Annotated in this window: 8 protein-coding genes and 1 tRNA gene; 3 read left to right on the top strand and 6 right to left on the bottom strand. The window is 34.1% G+C overall.

Going from position 1 to position 12,967, the window contains the following annotated elements; translation table 11 throughout:
- Nucleotides 1-281: 281 nt before the first annotated feature.
- Entirely contained in the window at nucleotides 282-2,036 is a 1,755-nt protein-coding gene (locus HNQ90_RS03710; protein WP_144115287.1) for a hybrid sensor histidine kinase/response regulator, read from the top strand.
- The gene (locus HNQ90_RS03705) at nucleotides 2,033-3,775 is read left to right on the top strand and encodes an ATP-binding response regulator (protein ID WP_144115286.1); all 1,743 of its coding nucleotides are present in this window, start codon (nucleotides 2,033-2,035) and stop codon (nucleotides 3,773-3,775) included. The genes HNQ90_RS03710 and HNQ90_RS03705 overlap by 4 nt, the downstream gene beginning before the upstream one ends.
- Before the next feature lie 200 nt (nucleotides 3,776-3,975).
- Here HNQ90_RS03705 and HNQ90_RS03700 read toward each other — a convergent pair.
- The 6 genes from HNQ90_RS03700 to HNQ90_RS03675 form a co-directional block, all read right to left on the bottom strand.
- A tRNA-Asp gene (locus HNQ90_RS03700) sits at nucleotides 3,976-4,049 on the bottom strand.
- A gap of 113 nt (nucleotides 4,050-4,162) precedes the next feature.
- Nucleotides 4,163-5,092, bottom strand: a complete 930-nt coding sequence (locus HNQ90_RS03695; RefSeq protein WP_144115285.1) for a DUF58 domain-containing protein — start codon at nucleotides 5,090-5,092, stop codon at nucleotides 4,163-4,165.
- A gap of 213 nt (nucleotides 5,093-5,305) precedes the next feature.
- Nucleotides 5,306-5,848, bottom strand: coding sequence for a ClpP family protease (locus HNQ90_RS03690; protein ID WP_172625813.1), 543 nt, complete (start codon nucleotides 5,846-5,848; stop codon nucleotides 5,306-5,308).
- 82 nt (nucleotides 5,849-5,930) lie between these two features.
- Nucleotides 5,931-6,248 carry a thioredoxin gene (gene trxA / locus HNQ90_RS03685; RefSeq protein WP_092848165.1) on the bottom strand — a complete coding sequence of 106 codons (318 nt, stop codon included), beginning with the start codon at nucleotides 6,246-6,248 and terminating at the stop codon, nucleotides 5,931-5,933.
- Nucleotides 6,249-6,533: 285 nt separating this feature from the next.
- Nucleotides 6,534-10,922: a DNA polymerase III subunit alpha gene (gene dnaE / locus HNQ90_RS03680; RefSeq protein ID WP_144115283.1), complete on the bottom strand. Its 4,389-nt coding sequence runs from the start codon at nucleotides 10,920-10,922 to the stop codon at nucleotides 6,534-6,536.
- 167 nt (nucleotides 10,923-11,089) lie between these two features.
- A complete protein-coding gene (locus HNQ90_RS03675) occupies nucleotides 11,090-11,539 on the bottom strand; it encodes a ferritin-like domain-containing protein (protein WP_144115282.1) in 450 nt (149 codons plus the stop codon).
- A gap of 289 nt (nucleotides 11,540-11,828) precedes the next feature.
- Between HNQ90_RS03675 and HNQ90_RS03670 the strand changes: the two genes are divergently transcribed.
- Entirely contained in the window at nucleotides 11,829-12,896 is a 1,068-nt protein-coding gene (locus tag HNQ90_RS03670; RefSeq protein ID WP_144115281.1) for a lactonase family protein, read from the top strand.
- Nucleotides 12,897-12,967: the final 71 nt, after the last annotated feature.

The following is a 12,967-nucleotide window of genomic DNA, read 5'->3' as shown; positions in this document are numbered from 1 at the left end:
GTCAAACCATAACGCTTCAAATAAAAGAGACCTAGATTCAGCTTTAGCCATAAAGACTTTTTTTGATTTCAACACAACCCAACATGAAAAAAAATATGTTGAGTGCCTTTTAATTTATAATAAAGATAAAGTTTTGACTTAAAAATTAAATAGTTAAACAATTCATCTAAAACATCGCTAAAATGTTTGAATATATCGCTAAAAAACACTTAATTGCATGTTAAGCAACTACAATTCTTACAACACAAGCAGCAAGAAGCATTATGAAGCACGTATTTTAAATGAAATTCAAATCATTAAACATTAATTTACTTTTAACTAGAACACCATATAAGGAACTCAGTAGAGCAGACCAACTTACTTTTATAACTTACAGTATTGGCCTTTTAACAGGTCTTTTAATTTACATATTAAATGCTATTCTGCACTACGAAACGCCTAAAAGTGTTGCTATATTTGTGGTTAGCTTATTCTTTATAGCAGCTCAATTATACTTCAATTTTAAAAAACAATTTTTATCTAGCGTAATATTTATTACCTGTGCAAGTGCCACCACCCTTTACTTGTGTTATAATGTAGGACTAACAACATCCTATTTTATGTATAGTTATGTTTTACTATGCGCCATCCCTTTTTTAAATAAAAGAAATAAAAACTACTTGCAAAATAGTATAATTCTAGCCTTAATCGTTTTACTATTTACCATTTTAATTATTGTTTTTTCGCCACAATACAACACCGGAAATTTAGCAGTAGAACATGCTAACAATAAACTTTTTACAAACTCTATTTTAAGCTTTACCCTATTTATAATTTTTTCATTTATTTTGGTAGTAGTGTCTTCCAATGTCATTTTAGCTTTAATTAAGGCTAAAAAAAATGCAGAAATTCAAATGGATAAAAAAACTCGTGTCCTATCTAATTTAGGCCATGAATTACGAACCCAGTTAAGTAGCGTTCATGGTATAACACAATTAATACTCGATCAAAATAAAAAAAACGAGTTGGACGCTAATACGTTTTCCGAACATACCGAAACCCTAGAGCTTAGCAGTAAACAAATGCTTTTCTTGGTAAATGATATTTTAGACATTCATAAAATTGAGTCTGGAAACTTCACGCTAAATAGCAAACCTGAAAATTTAAATAATCTACTTAATAAAGTTGTAACCCCATTTAAAAATAAAGCCTTAGAAAAAAAATTAGTTTTCGAATTTTCAATCGATCCTGTATTAAAAAACTTTTATGTGAATACAGATGCATCAAGGCTTACCCAAGTACTTCAAAACCTAATTTCTAATGCCATTAAATACACCGATAAAGGTTACGTGAAATTCTCTGCAAAAATAGAGTTGCAAACCATAGATTTTGCTGCCGTTCTATTTTCTGTTAAAGATTCTGGTATTGGCATAGCTAAAGAAAATCTTAAAAAGGTATTCCATAGTTTTCACCAAATTCGAGATAAAAACTCTTTAAACATTGGTGGCACAGGCTTAGGTTTGGCCATTTCGAAAACAATAATTGAGAAAATGAATTCTCAAATTAACGTTATTAGTTCACCAAAAGAAGGCAGTGATTTTTATTTTGTTTTAAAACTGAATAAAGTCCAGGCTTTAACTGAAACTGAAAATCAAATTAGCAATACCCAAATAACAACTTCTATTCTTAAAGGAAAAAAAATACTTATTGCTGAAGACAATAAAATTAGCATGCTCTATGCCTCTAAGTTATTAGAAAAAAATGGAGCTAAAGTTCTTAAAGCGTACAACGGCATAGAAGCTGTGCAGATAGCTAAAGATCACCCAGATTTATCCATTATACTTATGGATTTAGAAATGCCAGGAATGAATGGGTTTACAGCGGTAAAACATATTAAAAAATTGGATGAAAAATTTAAAATCATTGCGTTTACAGCAAATATTCCAGACGACAACTTAATAGAAAAAATCAGTGCCCTAAATTTTGATGGCATACTAACAAAACCATTTAAAAACGAAGACATGTTTTTAATTTTACATGAGCATCTCTCTAAATGAAAATAATTTTAAAACATACCAATAACTCGCATAATAAAGAGGAAAAATATATAGATGTTTTTACGTTTGCTATCCATATTTTAGCCATAGTTTTAGCCTTAGTTAACTTGGTGTTTAACTACTACTTGGAGCTTACAGCCTCTATATTTTTTGACACCTTCATAATAATAAGCGTTATTTTATCCATAGTCATCTACTTTAAATATAAAAAATACGCACTAGGCGCTTATATTTCAATTTTAGGATTAGCCCTTGGTATTTCTGCTGCTTTGTATTTTGAAGGCCGTTTGTCTTTTAATTTTCTATATTATTTTGCCATTATACTCTCGGTACCATTTTTAATAAAACGGAATAAAAACTTCACAAAGCACAATTATATTTTATTTATACTAGTAACCACAATGGCTGGCATTACTATATTAATGACACCCACATATCCAATATACCAAAATTTAGGACCAGATGGTATCTACACCAAAATGATTATGAACTCTATAATTAGTGTAGTAACTGCAGCAATGTTTATGGTGTTTTCAGTTTATGTAGGTCGAAATTATTTCACTTCGTTTTTAATAGATAAAAAAATTGCCGAAAGAGAAAAAGACAAACGCATAGTTGCACTAACAAGTTTAGGACACGAATTAAGAACTCAAATAACGAGTATTAATGGTATTACACAGCTTATAACCGAACAAAAAAACGAAGCCAAACCTAATAAAGAATTAATCGATCAATACGCTACCATCTTAAATACCTGTAACGAGCAGATGCTAAATTTGGTTAACGATGTTTTAGATATTCATAAAATTGAATCTGGCAAATTCGAACTTCTAGAAAAACCCGAAAACCTAAACCTTATTTTAAATAATATATCTAATCAATTTAAGCCATTAGCTGAAAAGAAAGGGATTACTTTTAAAAAGGAAATAGACAATAATATTGCCAATATTAATTTAATTTTCGATGAATTAAGACTTGCTCAAATATTAAAAAACCTATTAAGTAATGCAATTAAATATACAGAGAAAGGAACCGTTAAATTAAAAGCACATATTACCAACGAAACAGAAACAGAAGCCTCTATTTTGTTTAAAGTTGAAGACACCGGAATTGGTATCTTAAAAGAAAATTATTCAAAAATATTTGAAAGCTTTCAACAAATAAAAAGTGAAACAACCGATATTTACGGCGGTACAGGTTTGGGCTTATCCTTAACCAAAACTATTTTAAGCAAAATGCAATCCTTCATCAAAATTGAAAACAATGGAGATCAAGGTAGTATTTTTTCATTTCAAATAAACTTCAATAAAATATCTGAAGAAAACACAGCACAAAACATCGAATTAATATTAAGCGACAAAAACTGTTTACTGCAAAAAAATATTTTAATAGCAGACGATAATAAAGTTACCCTACTATACGCAAATACCTTACTAAAAACTTATAGGGCAAACACCTTTTTAGCTAACAACGGTCTTGAAGCCATAGCACAAGCAAAAAAGCATAACAACCTAGATATTGTTCTTTTAGATTTAGAAATGCCCGAACTAAACGGCTTAGAAGCCATTGGCAAATTAAAATTACTAAATCCAGAATTAACTATCATTGCCTTTACGGCTAACATGCCTAGTGAAGAATTAATTATAAAGCTTAAGGCACATGGATTCGATGATTTTATTACTAAACCCTTTAAAAAGGAAGAGCTAATTAAAACCGTTTACGTAAACTGTCAAGCCTAATACAAGCATCTTTTAATTTAAAAACCACCCTAAAACAAAAAAGCATCCCCATCTTCTTCACAGAAAAAAGGAAAGCTTTCCATTGGAATACCAAATTACTTTGGTATAACTACATCACGCTTGTGGCGTGATCAACACAACGTCGTTATAATTACCAAAAAAAGCCCTAATTTCTCAGAGCTTTCTTTTTGCAATTTTTGCGGTCTGGACGGGACTCGAACCCGCGACCTTCGCCGTGACAGGGCGACATTCTAACCAACTGAACTACCAGACCGTTGCATTATTGCGAGTGCAAAGATAACCGCCTTTTTCAATTCCCCAAACCTTTTTTAAACTTTTTTTAAAAAAAATTTAAAAAAAATAGTTTATCCTTTTTAAAAATATAGGTTATCGAAATTTTTGGCGCTCTACCATGTACGTTGTGAGGATGTTATTAAAATTTTCATTAATATCGGCCTCAACATACTTTATTTTGTATTGTGCGCATTTTAATTTTAAAGCTTCAAAATAAGCACTTACCGTTTTAGTATAACTTTCTTTTATAGAATCGGCATACAAATTTATATACGCTCCGGTTTCAACATCTATAAAACGCTTAGGTTTATTATCAAAATCGAAATTAAGCTCGTTTTGCTTATCAAACACATGAAAAAGCACTACTTCATGCTTATTATACTTTAAGTGCCTTAAAGCTTCGAATAATCGCGCGTCATCTTCCGTGGTTTGAAACATATCGGTAAATAAAAAAACCATAGAACGTCTATGAATCTTTTCTGCAATTTCATGCAAATACTTATACGTTTCGGTTTGTTTATTTAACGGTTTAGACACTACCGCATCACTTAAATGGCTTAATAGCATTTGGTGGTGGCGTTCACTGCCCTTTTCTGGCGCATAATAGTCATATTTATCACTATAAATACTTAAACCGACAGCATCGCGTTGCCTTTTTAAAATTTGCATTAAAGAGGCCGCTGCCAACGCCGAAAAACTAATCTTATTTAAACTATTTATGGAAAACGTATCCAGCTTAGGGTAATGCATCGAGCTACTATTATCTAAAATAATATGACAACGCAAATTAGTTTCATCATCATAACGCTTAGTATACAACTTATCTGTTTTAGCAAATAACTTCCAGTCTATATGGCGCGTACTTTCACCTTGATTATAAATTTTATGCTCTGCAAACTCCGCCGAAAACCCATGAAACGGACTTTTATGCATACCAGAAATAAAACCTTCAACCACCTGTTTTGCAAGTAACTCAAGATTTCTAAAACCTTCTGCTTTATTAAGTTCGTTTTGTAAGTTCATAAGCCCCTCTTAATCTCCCCATAAGGGAGAAACACTCTTGTGGTAAAAGTGTAATATTTAAATTTCCGTTTTAACGGGAATGACAGTTTTATAAGAAACCCAATCGCAGAGCGTCTAGGAATTCTGATTGATTAACAGATTTTTTTAAGTGTAATCAGCAATTTTCTTGCTACAATAGCTAAAGTCCCTCCCCCGTGGGGAGGTTAGGTGGAGCTATACTATCCCATCAACAATACCGTAAGCCACAGATTCCTCTGCACCCATCCAATGGTCGCGATTAAAATCTTTAATTACCTTATCGTAATCTTGTCCGCAATTATCGGCTAAAATCTTAGCACTTAATTCTTTAGTTTTTATAATTTCTTGGGCCGTAATTTCAATATCACTAGCTTGCCCACGAGCGCCACCACTAGGTTGATGAATCATAACACGCGCATGAGGTTGTATAAAACGTTTTCCTTTAGTACCAACCGATAATAAAATAGATCCCATAGAAGCTGCCAACCCTGTACAAATTGTAGACACATCGCTATTTAAAGATTTTATGCAATCGTACATAGCAAAACCCGATGTTACATAACCACCTGGGCTATTAATGTACAACTGGATATCCTTAGTCTCTAAGGCATCCAAATAAAGCAACCTATCAATTACATGTTTAGCAGATTTATCGTCCACCTGACCCCACAAAAACACTTTGCGTTCCTCAATCAATTTGCTATCAATAGCATCTTGTACTTTTATAGTTTTACTCATAATTCTTTTTTAATTTGCATCTAAAATAAAAAAAAGGTTCACCAATATGGCAAACCTTTTTAAGTTTCTTTTTATTTATCTACTACAAAAGACCTTCAATGGCATCTGTATATGCTTTTTTAGGAGCAACACCAACTTGACGACCAACAACCTCACCGTTTTGAAACACTAAAACTGTAGGTATGTTACGCACACCATATTTAGCAGCAAACTCTTGGTTAGCATCAACATCTACCTTACCAACAACAGCTTTACCTTCATATTCTTCGCTAATTTGCTCAATAATAGGTCCAACCATTCTACAAGGTCCACACCATGCAGCCCAAAAATCAACCAAAACTGGCTTGTCACTCTTTAATACTTCTTCTTCAAATGTCGCATCTGTTATTTCTAATGCCATAATATTTATATTTTAATATGTTTTTAATTCGTTTTACTAACACAAATTTAGTCAAAAAATAAACGAAAGCTTACAAACCTACAATTTGTTTTACCTATAACGCTATTGGCTAGCTTTATTTAATTTTATTGGGCGCATCCCAAGGGTCGGGCTTTCACTACTCGCACCTCCTACGTCGGGCGCTCAAACATGCCGTTCAATCCCTTGCGCGCGTGCAAAAATTCAAATTACAATTTTAACTTAATATCAAAAAAAATAGATTATTTAAAGCATTAATAAAACCCGTTAATTCAACTTAAACTTCACATCTTGAGCCTCTAATTCACTTATCAACTCCTGACAAACTTTCACTTTTTGTCGTCTGCTAGACATATTTAGCTTTATTTTTTCTCTCATATCATACACCAAAAAGTTTAAAGCTTGATTTCCGGGGTGCATGTTTATTAATTCTTTTAAGGCCGTTATTTTTTGCTCATCAAGCTCTTTAATATTTAGCTGTATAGATAACTTTTTGGCATAATTCTCCATCACGTCATGCAGCAACTGGAAACTATTAAACTGCAATCTAGGATCACTTCTCTTGCCCGTATCCTTATTTACCCAACCTTCGCGAATAAAAGCTTTTACAAACACAAAACTATTTTGTAACAAAAAGTGTCTAAATTTTAAATACTCCTCGCCAAAAATTCTAAACTCAAAACTATCGGTATAATCTTCAATAGTAAACATAGCCCATCCTTTTCCCTGCTTGCTTACACGATGTTGCACATCGGTAACAACACCACCAAAAACCAACTCTCTATTTACATAAGGCTCCAAAGTATTAAACATTCCTACGGTACCATTACAAAAGGTTTTCATTTCGGTTTTAAAATCGTCCAACGGATGTCCAGAAATATAAACCCCAACAACCTCGCGCTCTTTACTAAGTTTCTCCATGGTTCCCCATTCCTCGCAAGGTGGCACTTCGGGTTCTGCAAATTGCACATTACTTTGCTCACCAAACATATCTATCTGTGCCGAATTTTCGTTCTCTTTATACTTTTGAGCAAATTTTATAGCCTTTTCTAAAAAAGTAATACCATCGCCATCATCATGAAAATACTGCGCTCGATGCACATCACTTAAACCATCAAAACCACCTGCCAAAGCAAGGTTTTCAAAAGCTCTTTTATTGGCTGCTCTTAAATCTATTCGTTTCGCAAAATCAAATATTGATTTATAAGGACCGTCTTCTTCTCTGTTTTCAACAATCGTCATTACCGCACCATGTCCAACACCTTTTATGGCGCCCATACCAAAACGAACAGCATAATCTTTATTTACCGAAAACTTGTAAAACGATTCGTTTACATCTGGCCCCAAAACATCAAGTTTCATACGCTTACACTCTTCCATAAAAAATGTAACCTGCTTAATATCGTTCATGTTATTCGATAATACCGCCGCCATATATTCGGCAGGATAATGCGCTTTTAAATAAGCCGTTTGGTAAGCAATCCACGCATAACATGTGGAGTGCGATTTGTTAAAGGCGTAACTAGCAAAGGCTTCCCAATCTTTCCAAACTTTCTCCAGAATTTTAGCATCGTGCCCTTTGGCACTAGCCTGCTCGATAAATTTAGGTTTCATTTTATCAAGAACCGCAATTTGCTTTTTACCCATCGCCTTACGGAGTACATCGGCTTCACCTTTTGTAAAATCTGCTAAACTTTGCGACAGTAACATTACCTGCTCTTGATATACCGTAATACCATAAGTCTCCTTTAGGTACTCCTCCATGGCTGGTAAATCGTATTCTATATCCTCATCTCCATGTTTTCTTCTAACAAAACTTGGAATATACTCCATTGGCCCTGGTCTATACAAGGCATTCATGGCAATTAAATCTTCAAAAACGGTAGGCTTTAAATCGCGAAGGTGTTTCTGCATCCCAGGAGATTCATACTGGAACACACCAACGGTTTCCCCTCTTTGGAACAGCTCATACGTTTTTTCATCGTCCAACGGAAAGGTTTCCGGATCGAGTAAAATATCGTGTTTCGCTTTTACAATTTTAACGGTATCTTTAATTAAGGTTAGCGTTTTTAACCCCAAGAAATCCATTTTAAGTAATCCCGCATCTTCCACCACCGAGTTATCAAACTGGGTAACATACAAATCGGAATCTTTTGCTAAAGAAACCGGTACGAATTTGGTAATATCATCGGGTGTAATAATAACACCACAGGCATGAATTCCCGTATTTCTTACCGAGCCTTCTAGTGTTCTTGCAAGGTTTAAAGTTTCAGCTTGTAAATCGCTACCGTCGGCAATATTTAAAAGTTCGTTGATTTTTTCTAAATCTTCGGCTCTAAATTTTTTCCCAAGTTCCTTTTCAGAAAGACCAAAAATCTTCCCTAGTTTAGACATATTCGGGATTAATTTTGCAATCCTATCGGCATCAAACAAAGGTAAATCCAACACACGTGCGGTATCACGAATAGACGATTTTGCAGCCATGGTACCATAGGTAATAATTTGTGCTACCTGACTACTACCGTATTTATCAATAACGTAATCCATAACACGACTTCGACCTTCATCATCAAAATCAATATCAATATCGGGCATACTTACACGATCCGGATTCAAGAAACGCTCAAAAAGTAAATCGTACTTTAAAGGATCTATATTTGTAATCCATAAACAATAAGCGGCCACCGATCCTGCCGCCGAACCACGCCCAGGCCCCACCGAAACATCCATTTTTCTGGCTTCGCGAATAAAATCTTCAACAATTAAAAAATAACCCGGATATCCAGTGTTTTCAATAACGCTTAACTCAAAATCTAAACGCTCAACAACTTCTTCTGATAGTTCTTCGCCGTATCGTTTTTTGGCACCTTGATAAACCAAATGTCTTAAAAAAGCATTCTCCCCGCGTTTTCCACCATCAACAGCATCTTCTTCATGCCTAAATTCTTCAGGAATATCAAAGGCTGGCAATAATACATCACGAGCAAGTTGGTAGCCTTCAATTTTATCGACTACTTCTTGCACATTACTAATCGCTTCAGGAATATCCTTAAACAATTCCTTCATGGCATCTGGCGATTTAAAATAATACTCCTGATTTGGCAAACCATAGCGGTAACCACGTCCGCGTCCAATTGGAGTAGCCTGTTTTTCACCATCTTTTACACACAATAAAATATCATGCGCATTAGCATCTTCTTGATTTTGGTAATAGGTATTATTGGACGCTATAAGTTTAACATCATGTTTTTTAGCAAGTTTTATTAAGGTTGGATTTACACGATCTTCATCATCTTGATTATGGCGCATAAGCTCCACGTATAAATCATCGCCAAATTCCTCTTTCCACCAAATAAGCGCCTCTTCCGCTTGGTTTTCACCAACATTTAAAACCTTACTAGGCACCTCACCATAAAGGTTTCCCGTTAGTACAATAATATCTTCTTTATACTCCTGTATTAACTTTTTATCAATTCTTGGTAAATAGTAAAACCCGTTAACAAAGGCATGCGACGATAATTTAGCTAGGTTATGGTACCCATTTTTATTTTTAGCTAACAATACAATTTGATAGCCGTTATCTTTTCTAGATTTATCTAAGTGATTTTCGCAAACAAAAAACTCGCAACCAATAATTGGTTTTATAGTTTTTACATCGGTAGATTCGCCATTTTCTTCTGCTTCAGCAATTTTAGCTTCGGCCGCTTTATTGTGTTTATTTACAGCATTTATAAAGTGAAAAGCCCCCATCATGTTAGCATGATCGGTTAATGCTACAGACGGCATGTTGTATTTGGCCGCCGCCGCAACAATATCGGCAACACCCATAGTAGATTGTAATACCGAAAATTGCGAATGATTGTGCAAGTGTACAAAATCAACACCGGCTAAATCGGAAACATTTTTATTAATTTCCTCCGAGGAAATATCAACCTCTTGCGCCTTTTTTAAACGTGCATTAATCTTAGCACTTTCCTTTTTAAGATTGATGTGCTTTAAACCAATAAGCTGAATAGTATCGGGGTTTTCCTTTTTGAAATCCTCAAAATATTCAGGTTCCACCTCTAGCTGCTCTTTGGTGTATTCGCCCAAACGAATTAACTCTAAAAAACAACGCGTTGTAGCTTCCACATCGGCAGTCGCGTTGTGCGCTTCAGAAAAAGGTACTTGAAATAAAAACTCGTGTAACTCTGTTAAGGTTGGGAGTTTAAATTTTCCGTAACGCCCACCAGGAATCTCACATAAATTTGCTGTATGTTCGGTACAGGTATCTAAAACCGGTAATTCTTGTAAAGGATTATCAACGGCACCACGAACAAATTCGGCACCCATAATATTTAAATCGAACTTTACGTTTTGCCCTACTACAAACTTTGTTTTTGCTAAAGCGATATTAAATTTCTCTAAAACCTCGGCTAAAGGGACACCTTGCTCTTGTGCTAACTCCGTAGAAATACCATGAATTTTTTCTGCATCATAAGGGATATTGAAGCCTTCTGGTTTAACCAAATAATCCTGACTTTCAATACAGTTACCCATACCATCGTGCAGTTGCCATGCAATTTGAATACATCTTGGCCAATTATCTGTGTCTGTAATTGGTGCATCCCAACGTTTTGGTAATCCGGTAGTTTCGGTATCGAAAATTAAATACATAAAAACATGTTTATTTATTGATGTGTGTATTCGTTTAGAGCAAAAAACGAAGTGTATAAAAATACATAGAATTTACACTACCATAAAGTGAATTTTTAAAGAGTTGTAAACAAAAAAAAGCGGAACCCAATGGATTCCACTCTTTACTAACCAAACTAACTATCATTTTATGATACTAACTCCTCGTGAACTTTTTCTAAATTTATTGCTGCTTGAATTTCGTTTCGTTGTTTAAATAACATCGAATCGATGGTTGGCGGTAAGGTTTTATCTTTTAAAATCTCATCGTATTCCTCAAGACTTGCTTTCTCGCCTCTTATGGCTTCCTGCAAAATAGCTTCTTCATCATTTGAAGAAAATAGCGATTTTAAACTCATCCAATTTCTGTGCATAGCGCCTTTAAAACTTCCTGAATCTTCCGGAATTTGTCCATATCTTAAGATTTCTGTCCTTAAGTTTTTGGCAAATTCACTGCGCTCGGTAGCCCTACGTTTAAAAAATATTTTTAAAGTTGGACTTCCTACGTTTTCAGCAGCATTAAGATACCCTTTTTCGGCATCATAATTTTTTACTAACAATTCATTTAATTTATTTGAAATTTCTTCTGTGTACTTCATAATATCGTTTTCATTTTAAATTTCATGTGTTTCATTTTATTGTTTCCGAAGGATATATAAATCCTTTGATGGTTAATTAAAGTATTAAACACAAATAAATAATTTTATTAGCCATTTCAATATCTTATTTATCGATGCATATTAGTGACATCGTTTACTCAAATATACATCTCAACAGGCCTTTTGTCAAGCGATTTAACAGGGTTTATGATGGATTTAAGAATCATTAACATTAAAGTACTCGATTTAACATAATTTATTATAATTTAGAAGCTTAAATTTTAACATTATGAACCCTAAACATTTAGTTTTACTGATACTACCACTAATTTTATTTAACTGTAAAGAAGAAAACATGCCACTTTACGTTGGCACCTATACATCGGGTGATAGCGAAGGGATTTATAAGTTTGATTTTAATACGGAAACAGGAGAGCTTTCCAATAGACAATTAGCAGTTGCCGTAGAAAACCCTTCATTTATAACATATTCGCCCAACAAAAAAGTTATATATGCTGTTGGCGAAGGACAATCGAGTGCTATTACAGCTTTTAAACGCAATGAGGACGGCAGTTTATCATTTATAAATTCTGGGAGTAGCCAAGGTAAAGGTCCATGTCATGTAAACGTTAATGAGTTGGGTAATAAAGTTGTGGTTTCAAATTATGGTGGTGGTACCGTTTCAATTCACGCTTTAAATGATAACGGCAGTATTGAAAAAGCACCTCAAGTTTTTAATCATAATGAAGCAGGCGAAAAACCAGCTCATACACATTCGGCACAATTTAGAAATGATGATTTATTCGTTTCCGATTTAGGCAGAAATAGACTCTATCACTACAAACTTAATAACGACATCTATAAATTAGAGTCTGAATCTATAATCAAAATTGAAGGCAATCCAGGACCAAGGCATTTTTCTATAACCAAAGACGGCAATTTCATGTACATCATTAACGAGTATGGCGGCTCTATAACTTCGGTTAAAAAAACAGATACTGGTTTCGAGCAGATAGACCACGATTCTACTCTAGACGAAAATTATAAAGGCCCAAACAAATGTGCGGATATTCATTTATCAAAAGACGAACGTTTTTTATATGGCTCTAATCGTGGCGAAAACTCGATAGCCGTTTTTAAACGCGATGTTAACACCGGAACTATTAATAAAATTCAAAATATTAGTGTACATGGCGATTGGCCTCGTAATTTCACGATAGATCCAACAGGGAAATTTCTACTTGTAGCCAATAAAAAAAGTAACAATATTGCAGTTTTTAACATTGACTCTGCAACAGGTAAACTATCATTTTCTCAGGACTTTAAAGCTCCTGAACCCGTTTGTTTATTGTTTTAAAATTCATCGAAAATAAACCGCTGGTAATTAAATATTTATATTATCTTTGCGCCCTCATTAATAACAGAGGT

Source organism: Algibacter amylolyticus (assembly GCF_014202225.1).
GTDB classification, from domain to species: Bacteria; Bacteroidota; Bacteroidia; order Flavobacteriales; family Flavobacteriaceae; genus Algibacter_B; species Algibacter_B amylolyticus.
The sequence above is the reverse complement of the archived record's forward strand: the minus strand, read 5'-3'. Positions and strand labels throughout refer to the sequence as shown.